This is a genomic window from Cryobacterium soli, from assembly GCF_003611035.1.
GTDB classification, from domain to species: Bacteria; Actinomycetota; Actinomycetes; order Actinomycetales; family Microbacteriaceae; genus Cryobacterium; species Cryobacterium soli.
The window spans coordinates 2926379-2944636 of record NZ_CP030033.1 but is presented as its reverse complement, the minus strand read 5'-3'; the positions used below and the strand labels follow the sequence as shown (position 1 = coordinate 2944636).

The window sequence follows — 18258 nt, the reverse complement described above, 5'->3', positions numbered from 1 at the left end:
GGAAAGACAGGCACCATGGACGTCCAGCTGCTCCTCGTCATGACCGGCGCTCTGATCATTGCCGCCTTCGCCCACCTGCGCGGTCTGCAGGCCGGCATCGTCACCGTCACCCTGGCGGCGGCCATCTCGTTCATCCCCGGCCTGCCCCGGCTGGAACTCGATCCCGAGCTGATCCTCGGGGTCGTGATCCCGCCGCTGCTCTACTCCGCCACCCTGAACTTCTCCTTCTTCGCGTTCGTCAAGAACCTGCGCAGCATCCTCGGCCTCGGCGTGGGCCTGGTGGTCTTCACCACCGTGGTGGTGGGCTTCCTCACTTCCTGGATCGCGCCGGAGATCGGCCTGGCCGGGGCGTTCGTGCTCGCCGCCGTGGTCTCACCGCCGGACTCGGTCACCACCGTGAGCCATGGCCGCGAGATCGGGCTGCCGCGGCGCACGATCTCGATCCTCACCGGGGAGAGCCTGGTGAACGATGCGGCCGCGCTGACCCTGTTCGCGGTGGCGGTGGCGGCCGTCACCGGGGACAGCGAGTTCATCGAGAACCCGTTCCTGCTCTTCGGCTGGGAGGCCCTGATCGGCCTGATCCTCGGCGTGGTCGTCGGCCGGGTCGTCATCGCGGTGCGCCGACGGGTGGGCAACCCCACCATCGAGAGCGGGCTCAACCTACTGGTTCCGTTTCTGGCCTACTTCGCCGCCGAGCAGCTGCACGCCTCCGGCATCATCGCCGTCGTCGCGGCCGGCTTCACCGTGAGCATGTCGCACTTCACCGTGCGCCCGAGCACGGCGCCCTCCACGGCCTACCGCACCCGGTTGCAGGAAGCCGCACTCTGGCCCGTCGTCGACCTCATCCTCGAGGCGTTCGTCTTCGCCTACATGGGTCTGCAGTTCCGGTTCGTGCTGGAAGACCTCGCCGAGTCGAGCACCCCCACCTGGTCCACCATCGGCCTGGGCCTGATCGTCTTGCTCGCGGTGATCCTCTGCAGGTTCGCCTGGGTCTACTTCAGCTACGGCCGCGCCCAGCTCGCCCTGCTGATCTACGCCAAGCGGATGGCCGCCTCGCTCGACCCCACCGCCGCACGGCGGCAGCGCCGGCGCGGCGGGCCTGCGCAACCCGTCGAGGGCCGGCCGGGGAGAGCTGACAGGTCTCAGCGGTCCGACAGCGTGCAGAGGCTGCGCATGCAACCGAGGCTGGACAGCGCGACCGGACCAGGCGGCGGGCGGGGCGGCCGCCGCGGCCCGGGCGGCCGGCAGGGCGGACGCGACCGCGGGCACATCACCGTCCTCACCCCGGCCGAGAACCTGCTCGTGTCCTGGACCGGTATGCGCGGCATCATCACGCTCGCCGCGGCCGGCGGCATCCCGCTCACCATCGCCTCCGGCGCCCCGTTCCCCGGCCGCACCATCATCCAGACCGTGGCGTTCATCGTGGCGGTCGGCACCCTGCTGCTGCAGGGCTCCACCCTGCCGCTGCTGGCGAAGACGCTCCGTATCGACACCACCGCGGAAGACGCCGAGGTCGAGGAGGGGCGGGCCGAGGCCCGCGCGGCAGCTGCGGCCGCCGTCGCCGGCCGCGAAGACCGCACGAGCGGCGAGTACTTCGACCTGCAGCGGGCCGCCCTCACCCAGGCCGTCGTCGAACGCCGGATCTCCCCGGCCAGCGCCGGCGACGTGCGGCACGAACTCGACGCCCTCCAGGCCGGCGTGACGCCCCTGCTCGACTGACGGATGCGCCCGGCCTGGCGACCGAACAATCTACGGTCACCGCGGCGTGAGGGAGGGATCATCGTCGGAAAATAAAACCGCCCGACCGAGTTTGCGCGTGATTGTTCGGCCGAAACCCATCTGAAACAGGAAGCCAGCAGTATTTCCTGCAGGGACCAGTTGATTCTTCGGGCTGACCCCGCATCCACCCCCTTCCCCAACTGGAGCAATCATGCGCGTCGGAATCCCCAGCGAGATCAAGAACAACGAGAATCGAGTGGCCATCACCCCCGCGGGAGTGTCCGAACTCACCCGTCGCGGCCACGACGTGGTCATCCAGCGTGGGGCCGGCCTCGGCTCCTCGATCACGGACGACGCCTACGCCCTGGCCGGCGCCACCATCCTCGACACCGCGGCCGAGGTCTGGGCCGCCGCCGAGCTGCTGCTCAAGGTCAAGGAGCCCATCGCGGCCGAATACGGTTACCTCCGCGCCGACCAGGTGCTCTTCACCTACCTGCACCTCGCCGCCGATCGCGCCCAGACCGAGGCGCTTCTCGCCTCCGGCACCACCGCCATCGCGTACGAGACCGTGCAGCTGTCCAACCGCACCCTGCCGCTGCTGTCCCCGATGAGCGAGGTCGCCGGGCGACTGGCCACCCAGGTGGGCGCGTACCACCTGATGAGCGCGGCCGGCGGGCGCGGCATCCTGCTCGGCGGCGTGCCCGGCACCCCCAAGGCCAAAGTCGTCGTGATCGGCGGCGGCGTCGCGGGCGAGCACGCGGCGGCCAACGCCCTGGGCATGGGCGCCGACGTCACCATCATCGACCTGTCCGTGCCGCGCCTGCGCGAACTGGAGAACCGGTTCGACGGCACGATCCAGACCCGGGTCTCCACCGCATACGAGATCGCCGCCCAGCTTGCCGACGCCGACCTCGTGATCGGCTCGGTGCTCATCCCCGGAGCCGCAGCGCCCAAGCTCGTCACCGACGAAATGGTCGCCGGTATGAAGAAGGGGTCGGTGCTCGTCGACATCGCCATCGACCAGGGCGGCTGCTTCGAGGGCTCCCGGCCCACCACCCACGACGAACCCACCTTCGCCGTGCACAACTCCGTGTACTACTGCGTGGCCAACATGCCGGGCGCCGTGCCGGAGACCTCCACCCGTGCCCTCACCAACGCCACCCTGCCGTATGTGATCGCGCTGGCCGACAAGGGCTGGGAGCTGGCCATCGCCGACGACGCGGCGCTCGAGGCCGGCCTCAACATCCACGCCGGCGCCGTCACGAACGCGGGCGTCGCCGCCGCGCTGGGCCTGCCCCTGGCCGCCGCCCGCGGCTAGCGCGAGTCGGCTCGCCCGACACTGCGGTGCGGCATCCCCTCTGGGCGCAGCACCCGCACAGCGGCGCGGCACCCGCGCAACGAGACCGGCGGATGCGTCCCCACGCGCCACGCGGGGCATGCGCCGTTGCGCGGGTGGCGTGCCACCCGCCTAGCGGCGCGGCACCGGCGCAACGGCAGAAACCATCCTCGCGGCGCAGCACCGGCGCGCGGGGCCTCATCCCTTGCGGATCGCGCTCAGGCGACGTCGACGGCCGGCACCAACGCGGCCAGCTCCGCCAGCTGAGAGGCGAGCGCCCGCTCGTGACGCTCGGACGGCAGGAACACCCCCTCGACGACGTGCTCGGCCACCCAGGCGATCTCCACGTTCGCGGAGAGGATCCGCATGCCGAGGTTGACCAGCACGGGCTGCAGCGCGATGACCGCCCGGGTGCCGCCGGAGAGCCCGCCGTAGCTGACCAGCCCAACGGGCTTTCCGGCCCACTCGCCGTGCAGGTGGTCGATCGCGTTCTTCAGCGGCGCGGAGTAACTGTGGTTGTACTCCGGCAGCACGAAGATCACAGCGTCCACCGCCTCCACCCGGCGGCTCCACTCCCAGGTGAGCTCGCTCGTGTACTGCTTGAGGCGCGGATGGTTGGGCTCGGCCAGCATCGGCAGCACGAACGCGGCGAGGTCCACCACATCCACCTCGACATCGCCGGCCTGCCGCGCCGCCTGCGCGACCCAGTCGCCCACCGGCCCGCCGACCCGGCCCACCCGGGTGCTCGCGATCACAACCATCACTCTCATCTGTCGGCCACCTCTCCCACGGGCCGCGCATCCCAGCGTGCCCAATCGGCGCTGATTCCCTCGGCTGCGCGCAACAGCTGCGGCAGGTAGTCGTCGACCAGGGTCTGCATGCTCGTCTCGTACGCATGCGTGTTGAGATTGACGGCCGCGACAACCGCACCCGCGCCATTGCGGATGGGTGCCGCGACCGACCGGATGGCCGGAGCCAGCTGTTGGTCTGTGATCGCCCAGCCGCGTTCCCGCACCTCGGCGAGCGCCGCATCGATCTCGGTCCGGCTGGGCGTCCAGACCGCCGTCACGGGCGACCGGCTCCGCTTGCTCAGCGTCGTCTCGAGGGCCGCGGGGGTCAACCCGGCCAGCAGCACCTTGCCGAGCGAGGTCGCGTAGGCGGGAAACCGGGTGCCGATCGTGACCGACAGCGCCACCAGCTTGGGCACGGCCACCCGGGCGACGTAGACCACATCGGCGCCGTCGAGTTGGGCCACCGAGCAGGACTCGTTCACCCGGGTGCTGAGATCGGTGAGGTGCGGCCGGGAGAGCTCCCAGATGTTGCTCGAGCACACGTAGGCCATGCCCAGCTCCAGCACCCGCGGGGTGAGGCTGAAGCCGACATCGTCGCTCCGCACATAACCGAGCTCGGCCAGGGTGATCAGGATGCGCCGAGCGGTGGGCCGGGCGAGCCCTGTCGCGGACGCCACCTCACTGAGGTTGAGCACCGGGCGGCCGGGAGCGAAGACCGTGAGCACGTCCAGGCCCCGGGCAATCGCCTCGATGAAATCGGGACTCTCGGTGGCGCGCGCCATCACAACCTCTCCGCGTCGGGCCACACCGGGCGGACCACGGGAAATCTGCCCGCCACCCTTGACCGTCGATCGCTTCTGGGGTTCACTATAGATCACTGTCCGCCCAGCGGACAGTCGTCCGCAGAATTGAAAGGCAAAGATGCCTCACCCATTCGCACCGACCCCTACGGATACCGCGCGCTCCGTCGAGGCTGCCGCGCCCCAGGCCGGCCCGCTCGACGGCCTGCTCGTGGCCGACTTCTCCCGCGTCTTGGCCGGTCCGTACTCCACCCAGCTGATGGGCGACCTCGGCGCCACCATCGTCAAGGTGGAGGGCCCCTCCGGCGACGAGACCCGCGACTGGGCACCGCCCGAACGCGACGGGGTCTCCACGTACTACCTGGGCGTGAACCGCAACAAGCGCAGCATCACGCTCAACCTCGCCGACGCCGATGATCGCGGCCTCGCGCAGGAGCTGGCCCGCCGGGCCGACATCGTGATCGAGAACTTCAAGCCGGGGGGCCTGGCCAAATTCGGCCTGGACTACGCCTCGGTGAGGGAAGGCAACCCGGCCGTGATCTACGCGTCGATCAGCGGCTTCGGCACCGCCGGCGGCGCGAGCCTGCCCGGTTACGACCTGATCGTGCAGGCCATGAGCGGCCTGATGAGTCTCACCGGCGACGCCGACGGCACGCCGTTCCGCAGCGGCGTCTCGGTGTTCGATGTCATGACGGGCATGCAGGCCACCGTGGGCATCCTGGCGGCCCTCAACCACCGCAACAGCACGGGGCAGGGGCAGCAGGTGGAGGTGAACCTGCTCTCCACCGCCCTGTCGGCGATGGCGAACCACAGTTCCACCTATGTCGCGGGCGGCCAGGTGCCGTTCCGCATGGGCAACGCCCACCCCAGCCTGTTCCCCTACGAGCCCCTGCCGGCCAGCGACGGCGACATCGTGATCGTGGCGGCCAACGATCCGCAGTTCGTCAAGCTCGCCGCCGCCCTCGGCCACCCGGAGTGGGCCGAGGACGACAGGTTCGCGCGCACAGTGTCCCGCAATCAGAACCGGGAGGCACTCCGCCCCCTCCTCGTCGAGGCTCTCTCGGCCCACACCACCGCGGAGTGGTTCGACCGGCTCACCCTGGCCGGCGTGGCCTGCGGACCGATCAACACCATCGACGACGGCGTGGCCCTGGCCGAACGGCTGGGCCTCAAGCCGGTCGTGCAGGTGGGTGACGGCGACGCGGCCATCCCCATGGTGCGCAACCCCATCGACTTCTCCCTCACCCCCGCCCGCTACCTGTCGCCGCCGCCCGCGCTCGGCCAGGACGCCGCGGAGATCCGCCAGTGGCTCTCCCGACCTGACGCCGACCACGAGAACATCCCCTACGACGAGAGCGAGTTCGACCTGTGACCGACTACCCCACCGGCTTGGGCACCAGCGACCGCGACACCATCTCGCTGCTCGGCCACGACCTCGCCGGCGACCTGCTCGGCACCGTCACCTTCGGTGAACTCGCCTTCTGGATGGCCACCCAGCAGCGGCCCGCCCCCGGGCAACTGCGCGTGTTCGAGGCGGTACTCGTGTCGCTGGCCGACCACGGCTTCACCCCCACCGCCATCGCCGCCCGACTCACCTACTACTCCGCGCCCGACTCACTCCAGGGTGCCATCGCGGCCGGGCTGCTCGGTGGAGGCAGCCGCTTCCTCGGCGTCACCGAAGACACCGGCCTGTTCCTGCACACCGCGCTGGCCGACCTCGGCGACACGAGCAGCTTCACTGACGAGCAGTGGGATGCCGCGGCCCTCACCCTGCTCGCCCAGACGAAGCAGGCCGGCCGCCGGGTGCCCGGCCTCGGTCACCCGGTGCACAAACTGCGCGACCCGCGCACTGACGTGATCATCCGCATCGCCGATGAGCAGGGCCTGCGCGGTGCGCACCTGCGCCTGTTCGAGGCCATCGGCCGCACCAACGGCCAGGTGCTCGGCAAGGACCTGCCCCTGAACGGCGCGGGCGTGGCCGGCGCCGCGCTGGCCGACCTGGGCCTGCCCATCGAACTGCTGCGCGGCTTCGCCCTGCTCGCCCGCACCGCCGGGCTGATCGGCCACCTCGCTGAGGAGCGCATCAATCCCATCGCCCCGGCGATCTACGCCGAGGTCGACCGCAACGCCGTGTACGTGCCCGCCACACCCACCAACTAGTCCAGCGTCAGCCTCGAAGGAGAGAAATGGCCACCCTGAGCGCGGTGCTCGCCACCACCCACCACCCGTTCTACCTCAAGGCCACCACGGCGCCGCCCGAAGAGCGGATGCCGCAGGCCGACGAGTGGAAGCGCAAGGTGGAGGCCTACCGCCAGACCCTCACGGTGGCCAAGCCCGACATCCTGGTGATGGTCGGCGCCGACCACTTCCACCAGTTCTTCTCCGACAACTACCCCACCTTCCTCATCGGCAAGCAGCCCATGTACGACGCCACCTTCTACAACGAGACCCGGGAGTTCGGCCTGCCGACGTTCCTGCTGCAGGGCCACGAGGAGCTCTCCGGCTACATGCTGCAGGGGCTGCTCGACCGCGGCTTCGACTTCTCGGTCAGCCACGAGCTCAAGATCGACCACTCGATCATCTGCCCGATCATCACCACCCGGCCGGATGCCGACCTGCCGATCGTGCCCATCTACACCAACATCTTCGCTCCCCCGCTGCCCAGCCCCAAGCGGTTCTGGGACCTGGGCCGCGCCATCCGGTCGATCATCGACGAGTGGCCCAGCGACCTGCGGGTGGCCGCGGTGGGCAGCGGGCACCTCTCGCTCGAGCTCGGCGGCCCGCGCCAGTTCGGCGAGACCGGGCCGGACCCCGAGTTCGACCTGCAGGCCATCGAGTGGCTGCGCACCGGCGACATCGACGGCATCCTCGCCAACGTCACCCACGAGAGCATGTCGGGCGCCGGCAACGCCACCCACGGCTTCATGGACCTGATCCTGATGATGGGCATCGCCGGGCCGATCGAGGCGTCCTACGTCGACAGCCTCGACCTCTTCCACACCCGCGAGGCCTACGTGACCTGGTACCCGGAGGGGGCGCCATCGTGAGCACCTACTACGTCAACAAGTTCCTCTTCCAGGTCGACGCCGACCCCGAGCTGCTCGCCCGGTACAAGGCCGATCCGGCCGAGCTGGTGGCCTGGTGGGAAACCGAGCGCGGACTCTGGCTGAACCGGGTGGAACGCACCACCTGGCTGGGCTTCACCGACACCGAACGCCGCGCGCTCGTCGAGCACGACTACGTGACCCTGTTCGAACTCGGCGCGCACTTCTTCCTCTCGCTCACGATCTTCATCGCCATCTACGACGCCGACTACGCCGCCCGGTCCGGCCCGCTCTCCTTCCAACGGGAGTACGGCGCCAACCTCGCCCACTGGATGGGCAAGGAGTACCCGAGCGTCGCCCTGTAACACCGCCACCAGCCCCCAGTTCCTCCATTCGTCATTCGCTTGTCCCGGCAAAGGAGCCCGTCATGCCCGTCACCCCCGTTCCCGCCCTGCCCGACCACACGCCGCCCGCCACTGTCTTCCGCGACGCCACCGTGCTCACGATGGATGCCGGCCGGCAGATCCTGCCGCACACCGATGTGCTCATCGTCGACGAGCGCATCGCGGCGATCGGCCCGCACCTCGTCGTGCCCGACGGCACCTTCGAGATCGACGCGGCCGGCGGCATCCTGATGCCGGGCATGATCGACACCCACCGGCACATGTGGCAGACCGCGATGCGCGGCTACGGCGCCGACTGGACCCTCACCCAGTACTTCGTCTGGTACTACCTCGAGCACGGCAAGCACTTCCGCCCGCAGGATGTCTACGCCGGCAACCTGCTCTCCTCCCTCGACGCCATCGACGCCGGCATCACCACCACGGTGGACTGGTCGCACGGCTTGCGCACCATCGAGCACGCCGAGGCAGCGCTCGCGGCGCTGCAGGAGGCGCCCGGCCGCTCGGTGCTGGCCTACGGCAACATCTTCGCCGGCCCCTGGGAGTGGTCGGACTCCGACGAGTTCACGGCCTTCGCCGCCGCCCGCGAGAAGGGCAACGAGATGCTCGGCTTCCAGATGGCGTTCGACGTCACCGGCGATCCGACCTTTCCCGAACGGCGCGCGTTCGAGGTGGCCCGCGACCTCGACCTGGCCGTCACCACGCACGCCGGGGTGTGGGGTGCGACCAACGACGACGGCATCCGGCTGATGTACGAGAACGGCTTCATGACCCCCGGCACGGTTTACGTGCACGCGGCCACCCTCTCCGACGACTCCTACCAGCGCATCGCGGCCACCGGCGGATCGGTGTCGCTGTCGACCGAGAGCGAGCAGAGCTGCGGCCAGGGCTACCCGCCGTCGTGGGTGCTGCGCTCGCACGGCATCCCGGTGTCGCTGTCGGTCGACACCAGCGTCTGGTTCAGCAGCGACCTGTTCGCCGCCATGCGCACCACCCTCGGCGCCGACCGCTCGATCGAGCACATGAAGGCACACGAGCTGGGCGACACCGTCACGCACTCGCACCTGCGCGCCGAACACGTGGTGGACTGGGCCACCCGCGGCGGCGCAGCGGCGCTCGGCAAGGAGGCCACCCTGGGCTCCATCGAAGTGGGCAAGAAGGCGGATGTGGTGCTGGTGAAGAACGACGCCTCACCGTCGATGTTCCCGGTCCTGAACCCCTACGGGCACATCGCCCTGCAGGCCAACCGGGGCGACGTGCACACCGTGCTCGTGAACGGGAAGATCGTCAAGTACGCCAACGCCCTCGTCGGCGACCAGCTCGCCGCGGCCCGGACCGCAGTGGAGGACACCATCACCCACCTGCAGTCCACCCTCGGCGAGGAGGTCTGGAACGCGGGCATGAACCCCGACATCCCGGCCACGAAGATCCTCGACAACCCGTACACCTACACGGAGTACCGCACGAGCTCGACGCACGAGGCCGCGGAGGTCTAGCCGCCCACTGCCTGCCGGCCCGCTACCGTGCCGTGATCCGCGCCACGGCGTCCACCGTACGGTGCGGGTCGGCCGGTGCGGTGTCGAGGGCCCGGTGGATGGACAAACCCTCGATCAGCGCATCCAGCTGGGCAGCCGTGTCCGGGGAGAAGTGGCGTTCGAGCGCGATGCGACTGCGGCCCATCCATCGGTGGGTGATCTGCCGGTACTCGGGATTGCGCGCGGCCAGGGCGTACAGCTCGTGGGTCAGCACAAGCTCGTGCGGGGAGGCGAACAGGTCGTCGTTGATGATTCCGACCACCGCAGCCCGGGCCTCGGCCAGGCTCCCGGCCGCCGCCAGCCGGCTCTCGAACACGGCCACCACGGTGTCCGAGAACCGGGTGAAGGCCTCCCGCAGCAGTTCGTCCATGCCGGTGAAGTGGTACGTCATCGAGCCGAGCGGCACATTCGCCCGTTGGGCGACCTTGCGATGCGAGGTGCCCGCCACGCCGACCTCCGCGATCAGCTCCAGGCAGGCGTCGATGATGCGGTCGCGCCGGTCGGGGTCGAGACGGCGGGTCACCGCTCGTCGTCCGGCAGCGCACGGATGACGCGGGCCGGGTTACCCACGGCGATCACGTTCGCCGGCACGTCCTTGGTGACCACGGAACCGGCTCCGATCACACTGTTGTCGCCGATACTCACCCCGGGCAGCACGATGACACCGCCGCCGAGCCAGACGTTGTCACCCAGCACGATGGGCAGCGCGGCCTCGACCTTGTCGCGGCGGGGCTCGGCGGCGAGCGGATGAGTGGGGGTGAGCAGTTGCACGTTCGGGCCGAGCTGGCAGTCCCGTCCGATGGTGATCGTGGCGACGTCGAGGGCGGTGAGGTTGTAGTTGATGAAGGTGCCGGCGCCCACGGTGATGTGCTCGCCGTAGTCCACGAACAGCGGCGGCTTGATGAAGGCGCCCTCGCCCAGGTCTCCGATCAGGTCGTCCAGGATCGGCCTGGCCGTGGCCGCATCGGCCGCGAACGCCGCCTGATAGTCGCCGGCCAGCCGCACAGCGCGGTGGGCCGCCTTCTCGAGGTCGGGGTCGTCGGCGATGTAGGGATCTCCGGCGAGCATCCGCTCGCGGTTGGTGCGGTCGTCTCCCGCGAAATAGTCAATCATGCGTACGAACGTACACTACTCGCGTACGTTCGTACACACAGAGGTCGAATGCCTACACCTTCATCCGCAGCGCCGTCACGAAGGTCGGGATGGTGATGATCAGCTGCCAGGCGATCACGGGGATGATCACCATCACCTCGGCAGGTGCGGCCCACCAGGGGCTCTGGGTCAGAAGCATGAGCGCCACGGTGATCACGAAGACCACCGAGAGCACCCGGTACGACTGCGCGTAGACCAGGCCACGGATCTGTGCCTGCCGCTCGTCGAGCACCTCGGGCGACAGCTCTTCAACGCCGCGCGTGGAGGCCTTGAGACCGCCGAGCGTGATCACCATCGCAATCATGAGCACCACCATGCCGCCGACGAAGACGCCGACGGCCATCAGCCCAGCCATGCCGATGAGCACCCCCTCCACCACCAGGATGGCGATGAGTCCGGCAGCCAAGAGGCGACGTGCGCGCGGGTTGCGCAGGTTCTCCATCGACGGGTCGTCCAGTCGGGCCGCGCGGCGCTGTTGGGAGGTCAAGGATGCGTTCATCGGCGTTCTCCTTCGGTGTTGTAGAGCTGGTCGGCCATGCTGGCGAACGGGGTCAGCGAGAAGACGGCATCGAGCGGAACCCCCAGTGCCGCGGCAATGCGCAGCGCGAGCACCAGGCTCGGGCTGTACTCCCCGCGCTCGAGGTAGCCGATGGTTTGGTAGTGCACCCCGGCCAACTCGGCGAGCTCTTTGCGACTCATGCCGCGCTCGGCGCGCAGCACGGGCAGCCGCGTGTAGAACTGAGGCTGCTCATCCTGCACTTGCTTCTTCATGTAGTAAATTTACTACATCTGTTTGTATTTGCACAAGATGCCAGGGAGAGAAAGCCCCCGGTCAGACGCTCGCGCCCCGTGCCGCACCTCGTAAGCTGAGCCCGTGGGGGACACGAGAAAACGCGCAGTGGTAGCCGGGGCATCCGGATTCATCGGCCAGAGGCTCGTTCGCGAGCTCCGCGACCAGGGGTACCAGGTCGCCTGCATCGGCCGCTCCGGTCCCGACGCGAGGTGGGACGACGACGACGCCGTGCTGTCACTGGTCGACGGCGCCGATCTCATGGTGAACCTGGCCGGAAAGATCGTGAACTGCCGGTACACGGATGCCAATCGCGCCGAGATCCTGCGCTCCCGGGTCGGCACCACCAGAAAGCTCCACGAGGCTGTCGCGGCGAGCGAGCGGCCGCCACGGCTGTGGCTGAACGCGAGCACGGCGACCATCTACCGATACGCGTTGGACCGCCCGATGACCGAGACCACCGGGGAGATCGGCTCGGGCTTCTCGGTGGACATCGCCCGCGACTGGGAGCGCGAGTTCTTCGCCGGCGACCTGCCCCAGACCCGGCGGGTGGCGCTCCGGATGGCGATCGTGCTCGGCGACGGCCCCGCCACCGCGATCCTCGAACGCCTGGCCAGGGCCGGGCTGGGCGGGCCTCAGTTCGACGGCCGGTGGTTCCCGCACCGGCGCTACCGCGGCATCGGCGCCCATCCCTCCGGCGACCGCAGGGCTCCGTCCCACCGCTCCCGCGGGCGGCAACGTTTCAGCTGGATCCACATCGACGATGTGATCGGCGCCATCGCGTTCATCGTCGCCCACCCAGAGATCGCCGGGCCGGTCAACCTGGCCGCGCCGCACGCGAGCGACAATCGCACGCTCATGGCCACGCTGCGCCGCGCGGTGGGGGCCCCGATTGGCCTGCCGGCATTCCGCTGGATGCTCGAGCCTGCCATGTGGCTGCTCCGCACCGAACCCGAGCTGGTGTTGAAGAGTCGCTGGGTGCAGCCGGAACTCCTGCTCGCCGCCGGGTACACCTTCGCCTGGCCCGACCTCGCCCCGGCAATCGACGACGTCGTGCCACGACGACGACGCCGTCAACGCTGAGGTCGCTGCGCCCCCACGCGAGTTCATTTCCGTGAAAACGGATATAGAGTACGTTTCATGCCTCAGATACGGATCAAAGACGCCGCCGCGTTCCTCAGCGTCAGCGACGACACCGTGCGGCGTTGGATCGACAACGGCACCCTGCCCAGCTCGAAGGATGCCTCCTCCCGCACTGTCGTCGACGGCCTCGCGCTGGCCCGGCTGGCCCGTCAGAACGCGGTGCTGCCCGACGACCCGTCCGGGATCGGCCGCTCAGCCCGCAACCGTTTCGTCGGCCTGGTGACCGACATCGTCATGGATACCGTCATGGCGCAGGTCGAGATCCAGTGCGGTCCGCACCGGGTGGTGTCGCTGATGAGCAGCGAGGCCGTGCGCGAGCTCGGCCTCGAACTCGGCTCGGTGGCCATCGCCGTCGTCAAGGCCACCACAGTCATCGTCGAGACCCCGGCGGGCAAATCGTGACCGGCACACGTCGCCTCCGTCCATTCGCTCTGCTGGCCGCGTTCGGCATCCTCGCCGCCGGTCTCACGGGTTGCGCTGCACCCGCCGGGACGGCCCCCACATCCTCGGCCGACGGCCTCGAGGGCAGCATCACGGTGTTCGCCGCGGCCTCGCTCACTGCCACGTTCACCGAACTCGCCGACGCTTTCGAGGCCGAGCACCCCGGCACCACCGTGGCGCTCACCTTCGCCGGCTCCTCCGACCTCGTCACCCAGATCACCGAGGGCGCCCCGGCCGACGTGTTCGCCTCCGCCGACACCAAGAACATGACCAAGCTCACGGATGCCGGCCTCCAGCAGACCGGCCCCGTCGACTTCGCCACCAATGTGCTCGAGATCGCCGTGCCGCCGGGCAACCCCGCCGGCATCACCGACTTCGCCGACCTGGCCTCCCCCGGCCTCCAACTCGTGGTGTGCGCCCCCGAGGTACCGTGCGGCGCCGCCACCGCCGCCGTGGCGACGGCGGCCGGAGTGAACCTCACGCCGGTGAGCGAAGAGTCGTCGGTCACCGATGTGCTCGGCAAGATCACCTCCGGCCAGGCGGATGCCGGCCTCGTCTATGTCACGGATGTCCAGGCGGCGGGTGACGCCGTCGAGGGCATCGAGTTCGCCGAGTCCGGTGAGGCCGTGAACACCTACCCGATCGTGGCGCTTGAGGACTCTGCCGCAGCCGCTCTGGCCCAGGCCTTCATCGACTACGTCACCGGTAGCGCCGGTCAGCGCGTGCTGGCGGCCGCCGGGTTCGGGGCCCCGTAGCCGCATGAGCCCGGCAGCGAAACAGTATTCCGGCGTCCCTGCCTGGGTCGCCGCCGTCGCCGTCGTCGGCGCGGCATTTGTGCTGCTGCCCCTGGCGGCGATGGTGCTGCGGGTCAACTGGGCGGAATTTGTTCCGTTGATCACCTCGGAGTCCTCGGTCGCCGCGCTGCTGCTCAGCCTGCGCACCTCGCTCGCGGCCACGGCGCTCTGCGTGCTCTTCGGCGTACCCATGGCCCTCGTGCTGGCCCGCACCGACTTCTGGGGTCAGAAGGTACTCCGCTCGCTGGTACTGCTGCCGCTTGTGCTCCCGCCGGTGGTGGGCGGCATCGCCCTGCTCTACACCTTCGGCCGCCGGGGCCTGATGGGCCAGACCTTCCAGGCACTCGGCATCGAGATCGCCTTCTCGACCACGGCCGTCGTCATCGCGCAGACCTTTGTGGCCCTGCCCTTCCTGGTGCTCAGCCTCGAAGGCGCGTTGCGCACGGTGGGCACTCGTTACGAGGCCGTCGGCGCCACCCTCGGCGCGAGCCCCACGACGGTGTTGCGGCGCATCACCCTGCCGCTCGTCGTGCCGGCCGTCATCTCCGGCGCCGTGCTGTCGTTCGCCCGCGCGCTCGGCGAGTTCGGCGCCACCCTCACCTTCGCCGGCAGCCTGCAGGGCACCACCCGCACCCTGCCGCTGGAGATCTACCTGCAGCGCGAGACCGACCCCGACACCGCGGTGGCCCTCTCGCTCGTGCTGGTGCTCGTGGCGATCGTGATCGTGAGCCTGGCCCACCGCGTGGGTGTGCCCGCCGTGCGGCCGGCTCGGGTGCCCTCGTGAGCTTCTCCGTCTACGTGCATGTCGCCGAGCGGGATGTGCGCCTGCACCTCACCGTGGCGGCCGGCGAGACGGTCGCGGTCCTCGGCCCGAACGGCGCCGGCAAGTCCACCCTGCTCGGCGCGATCGCCGGCCTGATCAGGCCCGACAGCGGGCGGAGCGAGCTGGACGGCACGGTGCTGTTCGACCTGCCGGCCGGGCCGGGCCGCGGTATCTGGCGGCCGGCGCATCAGCGCGGCGTCTCCCTCCTCGCCCAGGAGCCCCTGCTCTTTCCGCACCTCAGCGTGCTCGACAACGTCGCGTTCGGCCCGCGCAGCGCCGGCGCCGGGGCGGCCAGCGCCCGCGAGACGGCCGCCCGCTGGCTCGGCGAAGTGGATGCCGAACCGCTCGCGGCGCGCCGCCCGGCCGAGCTGTCCGGCGGGCAGGCGCAACGCATCGCGGTGGCCCGCGCCCTGGCCTCCGACCCCGGCCTGCTCCTGCTCGACGAACCGCTGGCCGCCCTCGACGTCTCGGTGGCGCCCGCGGTGCGGCGGATGCTGCGCCGCGTGCTTGTCGATCGCAGCGCCGTCATCGTGACGCACGATGTGCTCGACGCGTACACGCTCGCCGACCGGGTGGTCATCGTGGAGAACGGCCGGATCAGCGACCAGGGCACCCCCGCCGAGGTCTTCGACCTTCCCCGGGGCGCCTTCGCGGCCGGGCTGGCCGGGGTCAACCTGGTCACCGGCATCCGTCGCGGTCACACCCTCCTGACTGCGGAGGGCGACGAGATCACCCTCGCCGCCGACGGGACCGCGCCAGAGGGCGCCCTGCTGTCACTCGCGGTTCGTCCCGCCGCGGTCACGGTGACCGTCGAGCAGCCCACCGACCCGAACGTCACCCGGGTGTGCGCGCGCATGATCGACCTCGAACCCCGCGGCGACGTCGTGCGAGTCCGCAGCTCCGTGCTGGCCGCGGATGTCAGCCCACAGCAGGCGGCCCGGCTCGACCCGGCCGTCGGCTCCCCGGTCTGGTTCTTTTTTCCGGCGAGCGCGGGCACGCTCTACCCCAGCGTCCGCGCCGAGGGTTCGGGCGGCAGCTGAGACACCTGACCCTGCCGACCACACCGGCGCGCGCAGGCGCGCTATTGTCGTGGCGAAACGCGTCGCCGACTGAGGAGGCCGCTCATGAGCGTCGGATTGACCATCACCCGCACCATCGCGGCGCCGCCCGAGCGCGTGTTCGCCGCCTGGACCAAGCCCGAGCAGTTCGCCGTGTGGTTCGGCGGCCCGGCCGTCGAGGTTCCCCCGGAAACCGTGTCGATGGACGTGCGGGTGGGCGGACTCTGGACTGCCGAGATGCGGGTTCCCGACGGCACCGCCATCCAATGGCACGGCCGCTACACCGAGGTCGAGCCACCGCACCTCCTGGCCTTCACCATGGACGACGACCCGGCAACCGACACCGTGGAACCCGTCGTGGTGACCTTTGCGCCGGCCGAAGGCGGCACCGAGATGCGGCTCACCCAACCCCGGGACGACCTCACCACCGAGCAGTTGGCTCAGACCCTGGTCGGCTACAACGAGTTCTTCGACAGCCTGGACCTCCTGCTGTCCGGCCGCGACTGACCCGGGCGCGGCTAGGCCGAATCCCGCAGGTCCAGCACCAGTCGGGGCGTCTGCGCGCGGCGCACCGAGGTGAGCCAGCGTGTGGCGGGGTAGGCCAGGCGCACGACGAAGTAGTTGAGGTATTCCACCGCCCCGAATGCCCACACGGCCACTATGAGCACGGCGACGGCGATGTTCTCCGGCCACCAGATCACTACGCCGACGAGGCCGACCGCCAGCAGCAGCACATCCAGCATGCGGAATGCCCGGTTCACGGCCGCGAGCGAAGCGGGCATCGCCGCCCGTTCGACCCAGCTGAAGGCCAGGAGCCAATAGGCGCCGGCCTGCGCGAGAACCACGAGCAGCGGGAGCAGCGCCGACCACACAGCGGCCGTGTCCCCGGCGGACTCCAGCCGGGGAACCACCATGGCGCCGGCCACCACGGTGAAAACGAGGCACGCGGCCAGTTCACCCAGACCGAGATTCAGATACCTGCGCCTCAGGGCCGTGCGCCGATCAGTGGTCACATCGATACCCTAGCCGCGGCTGAGGGACCGGTCACCGAACCGCGGTGGTGACCAGCCGTTCCAGACGCACGATGCCGGCGTAGCGGCCGGCGTTGTCGGTGACGATCAGCGGATCGTAACGGTGGGCCCGGTCGCGGGTGATCGCCCGGAGCAGGGCATCCCGCACCGGGGTGTCGAGGGTGACCCGCAGCGCATCCACGGCCATGCCGAGGTGGGCGCTCTCGCTGTCGAGAACCGAGACCGGTCGGGTGTGGTGGTCGATGAGAACCACGGTGCGCACCCCGGGCTCGTCGGTGAAGATCTGGGCGGCCAACGCGACGCTCGCCACGGCGGGGGCCACGTCGAGCAGGTCGCGCACGGTGGGCACCGGATTCGACACCTTGGCCGGCAGCACCGTTGTCGCCAGGGCCGGCCAGGCGGGCCCGGGCCGGGCGAGGTAGTACCCCTGGGCGAGGGGAACCCCGAGTGCCGTGATGGTGTCGTACTCCGCGGCTGTCTCGATGCCCTCGGCCAGCACCCAGGAGTCGATTCGGCTCGCGAAGGTGCCGATCATCTCCACGAGGGCACGCTTCGCCTCGTCGGCGTCGATGCCCTTGATGAGTTCCCGGTCGAGCTTGATCAGCGCAGGCTTCAAGGCGAGCAGGCGCGACAACCCGGCATATCCCGAGCCGAGATCGTCCACGGCGATGAGGCCGCCGGCGGCACGGATGGCGTCGAGCTCCGGCTCCAGCTCGGTGGTGGACTCGATCGACGATTGTTCGGTGAGCTCCACGAAGACGCCCTGCAGATCGGGGTGCTCCCGCCAGACCGCGCGGATGACCTCGGCCCGGAGCACCGGCGGCGACACGTTCACGGTGAGGAAGCAATTGGCCGGCAGCGTCCCTCGTTCGGCGAGGATCACGCGCAGGCAAGCTGCCTCGATCTCCGCGGCACGGCCCGTCGCGCGCGCCCGCGCGAACAGGTCCTCCACACCGGCGCCGTCGGGCATCTCGAAGCGGGCCAGGCCCTCGAACCCCACCACGACGCCGCGGGCGGTGTCGACGATCGGTTGGAAGGCGGCCGACACCCCGGTTCCGGCGCCGACGGCGTCCAGCAGGGCGGTCCAGTCCGCGTCGGACAGGGCGTGCGTCAGGAGACGGTCACGATCCGGTCGGTGATGCTCGCGACCAGCTCGTCAGTCACCGTCGTGATCCCGTGCGCTGTGGCGGCATGCTGGGCCACGAGAACAAGAATCTCGTCATCGGTCGTGCTGACCCAGCTGGCCGCACAACCCGGAACCACGTCACCGCAGGCAAAAGACTTCATGACACTCTCCCCTATCATCGCCACTCGGCAACTCTATGTGTATGTATGTACTCGAGTGTAGTTCGGCGGCACGACGGAACCGGATTGGATCCGGCCCGGCCCGGCCCGGCGCA

General features: G+C 69.9%; 22 protein-coding genes. 13 read left to right on the top strand and 9 right to left on the bottom strand.

The window, feature by feature from the left end; genetic code table 11:
* The first annotated feature begins 15 nt into the window (after positions 1 to 15).
* Together DOE79_RS13620 and ald are read left to right on the top strand one after the other, a co-directional pair.
* Positions 16 to 1719 carry a cation:proton antiporter gene (locus DOE79_RS13620; RefSeq protein ID WP_162942751.1) on the top strand — a complete coding sequence of 568 codons (1704 nt, stop codon included), beginning with the start codon at positions 16 to 18 and terminating at the stop codon, positions 1717 to 1719.
* Between the two features lie 211 nt (positions 1720 to 1930).
* Entirely contained in the window at positions 1931 to 3037 is a 1107-nt protein-coding gene (gene ald / locus DOE79_RS13615; RefSeq protein ID WP_120338965.1) for an alanine dehydrogenase, read from the top strand.
* Positions 3038 to 3273: 236 nt separating this feature from the next.
* Here ald and DOE79_RS13610 read toward each other — a convergent pair whose 3' ends face one another.
* Together DOE79_RS13610 and DOE79_RS13605 are read right to left on the bottom strand one after the other, a co-directional pair.
* Positions 3274 to 3825 carry an NADPH-dependent FMN reductase gene (locus DOE79_RS13610; protein ID WP_120338964.1) on the bottom strand — a complete coding sequence of 184 codons (552 nt, stop codon included), beginning with the start codon at positions 3823 to 3825 and terminating at the stop codon, positions 3274 to 3276.
* Positions 3822 to 4628, bottom strand: coding sequence for an IclR family transcriptional regulator domain-containing protein (locus DOE79_RS13605; protein WP_120338963.1), 807 nt, complete (start codon positions 4626 to 4628; stop codon positions 3822 to 3824). Before DOE79_RS13605 ends, DOE79_RS13610 begins: the two co-directional genes overlap by 4 nt.
* Before the next feature lie 139 nt (positions 4629 to 4767).
* Between DOE79_RS13605 and DOE79_RS13600 the strand changes: the two genes are divergently transcribed.
* The 5 genes from DOE79_RS13600 (at position 4768) to DOE79_RS13580 (ending at position 9587) form a co-directional block, all read left to right on the top strand.
* On the top strand, positions 4768 to 6018 hold the full coding sequence (locus tag DOE79_RS13600) for a CaiB/BaiF CoA transferase family protein (RefSeq protein WP_120338962.1): 1251 nt from the start codon (positions 4768 to 4770) through the stop codon (positions 6016 to 6018).
* The gene (locus DOE79_RS13595; RefSeq protein WP_120338961.1) at positions 6015 to 6806 is read left to right on the top strand and encodes a citryl-CoA lyase; all 792 of its coding nucleotides are present in this window, start codon (positions 6015 to 6017) and stop codon (positions 6804 to 6806) included. The genes DOE79_RS13600 and DOE79_RS13595 overlap by 4 nt, the downstream gene beginning before the upstream one ends.
* A gap of 26 nt (positions 6807 to 6832) precedes the next feature.
* Positions 6833 to 7693 (top strand): DODA-type extradiol aromatic ring-opening family dioxygenase, encoded by an 861-nt coding sequence (locus DOE79_RS13590; protein WP_120338960.1) that lies wholly within the window; start codon positions 6833 to 6835, stop codon positions 7691 to 7693.
* Entirely contained in the window at positions 7690 to 8055 is a 366-nt protein-coding gene (locus DOE79_RS13585) for a hypothetical protein (RefSeq protein ID WP_120338959.1), read from the top strand. Before DOE79_RS13590 ends, DOE79_RS13585 begins: the two co-directional genes overlap by 4 nt.
* Before the next feature lie 62 nt (positions 8056 to 8117).
* Positions 8118 to 9587 (top strand): amidohydrolase family protein, encoded by a 1470-nt coding sequence (locus DOE79_RS13580; RefSeq protein WP_120338958.1) that lies wholly within the window; start codon positions 8118 to 8120, stop codon positions 9585 to 9587.
* Between the two features lie 22 nt (positions 9588 to 9609).
* On the opposite strand, the gene DOE79_RS13575 is transcribed toward DOE79_RS13580, so the two are convergent.
* From DOE79_RS13575 to DOE79_RS13560, 4 genes are read right to left on the bottom strand one after another with little or no spacing between them, the layout of a single operon-like run.
* The gene (locus DOE79_RS13575; protein WP_120338957.1) at positions 9610 to 10149 is read right to left on the bottom strand and encodes a TetR/AcrR family transcriptional regulator; all 540 of its coding nucleotides are present in this window, start codon (positions 10147 to 10149) and stop codon (positions 9610 to 9612) included.
* Positions 10146 to 10739, bottom strand: a complete 594-nt coding sequence (locus DOE79_RS13570; RefSeq protein WP_120338956.1) for a sugar O-acetyltransferase — start codon at positions 10737 to 10739, stop codon at positions 10146 to 10148. The genes DOE79_RS13575 and DOE79_RS13570 overlap by 4 nt, the downstream gene beginning before the upstream one ends.
* Before the next feature lie 52 nt (positions 10740 to 10791).
* A complete protein-coding gene (locus DOE79_RS13565; RefSeq protein WP_120338955.1) occupies positions 10792 to 11277 on the bottom strand; it encodes a hypothetical protein in 486 nt (161 codons plus the stop codon).
* Positions 11274 to 11549 (bottom strand): helix-turn-helix transcriptional regulator, encoded by a 276-nt coding sequence (locus DOE79_RS13560; RefSeq protein ID WP_066598277.1) that lies wholly within the window; start codon positions 11547 to 11549, stop codon positions 11274 to 11276. The genes DOE79_RS13565 and DOE79_RS13560 overlap by 4 nt, the downstream gene beginning before the upstream one ends.
* A gap of 103 nt (positions 11550 to 11652) precedes the next feature.
* Between DOE79_RS13560 and DOE79_RS13555 the strand changes: the two genes are divergently transcribed.
* The 6 genes from DOE79_RS13555 to DOE79_RS13530 all read left to right on the top strand — a co-directional run bounded on the left by DOE79_RS13555 (position 11653) and on the right by DOE79_RS13530 (position 16334).
* The gene (locus DOE79_RS13555) at positions 11653 to 12651 is read left to right on the top strand and encodes an epimerase (protein ID WP_120338954.1); all 999 of its coding nucleotides are present in this window, start codon (positions 11653 to 11655) and stop codon (positions 12649 to 12651) included.
* A gap of 57 nt (positions 12652 to 12708) precedes the next feature.
* The gene (locus DOE79_RS13550; protein WP_120338953.1) at positions 12709 to 13113 is read left to right on the top strand and encodes a TOBE domain-containing protein; all 405 of its coding nucleotides are present in this window, start codon (positions 12709 to 12711) and stop codon (positions 13111 to 13113) included.
* Positions 13110 to 13907 carry a molybdate ABC transporter substrate-binding protein gene (gene modA, locus DOE79_RS13545; protein ID WP_120338952.1) on the top strand — a complete coding sequence of 266 codons (798 nt, stop codon included), beginning with the start codon at positions 13110 to 13112 and terminating at the stop codon, positions 13905 to 13907. The genes DOE79_RS13550 and modA overlap by 4 nt, the downstream gene beginning before the upstream one ends.
* A 4-nt stretch (positions 13908 to 13911) precedes the next feature.
* On the top strand, positions 13912 to 14730 hold the full coding sequence (locus DOE79_RS13540) for an ABC transporter permease (RefSeq protein ID WP_120338951.1): 819 nt from the start codon (positions 13912 to 13914) through the stop codon (positions 14728 to 14730).
* A complete protein-coding gene (locus DOE79_RS13535; RefSeq protein ID WP_120338950.1) occupies positions 14727 to 15809 on the top strand; it encodes a sulfate/molybdate ABC transporter ATP-binding protein in 1083 nt (360 codons plus the stop codon). Before DOE79_RS13540 ends, DOE79_RS13535 begins: the two co-directional genes overlap by 4 nt.
* Positions 15810 to 15893: 84 nt before the next feature.
* Positions 15894 to 16334 (top strand): SRPBCC family protein, encoded by a 441-nt coding sequence (locus DOE79_RS13530; protein WP_120338949.1) that lies wholly within the window; start codon positions 15894 to 15896, stop codon positions 16332 to 16334.
* A gap of 11 nt (positions 16335 to 16345) precedes the next feature.
* On the opposite strand, the gene DOE79_RS13525 is transcribed toward DOE79_RS13530, so the two are convergent.
* From DOE79_RS13525 to DOE79_RS13515, 3 genes are all read right to left on the bottom strand, one after another.
* Complete coding sequence (locus DOE79_RS13525) at positions 16346 to 16840, bottom strand: hypothetical protein (RefSeq protein WP_120338948.1); 495 nt, start codon at positions 16838 to 16840, stop codon at positions 16346 to 16348.
* Positions 16841 to 16871: 31 nt separating this feature from the next.
* Entirely contained in the window at positions 16872 to 17906 is a 1035-nt protein-coding gene (locus DOE79_RS13520) for an EAL domain-containing protein (protein WP_245976942.1), read from the bottom strand.
* 62 nt (positions 17907 to 17968) lie between these two features.
* Positions 17969 to 18145 (bottom strand): DUF1059 domain-containing protein, encoded by a 177-nt coding sequence (locus DOE79_RS13515; protein WP_120340339.1) that lies wholly within the window; start codon positions 18143 to 18145, stop codon positions 17969 to 17971.
* Positions 18146 to 18258 lie beyond the last annotated feature (113 nt).

Excerpts from the sequence above, each read along its gene's own strand:
- DOE79_RS13620 (WP_162942751.1), top strand. The coding sequence starts at position 16 with ATGGACGTCCAGCTGCTCCTCGTCATGACCGGCGCTCTGATCATTGCC.
- ald (WP_120338965.1), top strand. The coding sequence starts at position 1,931 with ATGCGCGTCGGAATCCCCAGCGAGATCAAGAACAACGAGAATCGAGTG.
- DOE79_RS13610 (WP_120338964.1), bottom strand. The coding sequence starts at position 3,825 with ATGAGAGTGATGGTTGTGATCGCGAGCACCCGGGTGGGCCGGGTCGGC.
- DOE79_RS13605 (WP_120338963.1), bottom strand. The coding sequence starts at position 4,628 with ATGGCGCGCGCCACCGAGAGTCCCGATTTCATCGAGGCGATTGCCCGG.
- DOE79_RS13600 (WP_120338962.1), top strand. The coding sequence starts at position 4,768 with ATGCCTCACCCATTCGCACCGACCCCTACGGATACCGCGCGCTCCGTC.
- DOE79_RS13590 (WP_120338960.1), top strand. The coding sequence starts at position 6,833 with ATGGCCACCCTGAGCGCGGTGCTCGCCACCACCCACCACCCGTTCTAC.
- DOE79_RS13580 (WP_120338958.1), top strand. The coding sequence starts at position 8,118 with ATGCCCGTCACCCCCGTTCCCGCCCTGCCCGACCACACGCCGCCCGCC.
- DOE79_RS13570 (WP_120338956.1), bottom strand. The coding sequence starts at position 10,739 with ATGATTGACTATTTCGCGGGAGACGACCGCACCAACCGCGAGCGGATG.
- DOE79_RS13565 (WP_120338955.1), bottom strand. The coding sequence starts at position 11,277 with ATGAACGCATCCTTGACCTCCCAACAGCGCCGCGCGGCCCGACTGGAC.
- DOE79_RS13560 (WP_066598277.1), bottom strand. The coding sequence starts at position 11,549 with ATGAAGAAGCAAGTGCAGGATGAGCAGCCTCAGTTCTACACGCGGCTG.
- DOE79_RS13550 (WP_120338953.1), top strand. The coding sequence starts at position 12,709 with ATGCCTCAGATACGGATCAAAGACGCCGCCGCGTTCCTCAGCGTCAGC.
- DOE79_RS13540 (WP_120338951.1), top strand. The coding sequence starts at position 13,912 with ATGAGCCCGGCAGCGAAACAGTATTCCGGCGTCCCTGCCTGGGTCGCC.
- DOE79_RS13530 (WP_120338949.1), top strand. The coding sequence starts at position 15,894 with ATGAGCGTCGGATTGACCATCACCCGCACCATCGCGGCGCCGCCCGAG.
- DOE79_RS13515 (WP_120340339.1), bottom strand. The coding sequence starts at position 18,145 with ATGAAGTCTTTTGCCTGCGGTGACGTGGTTCCGGGTTGTGCGGCCAGC.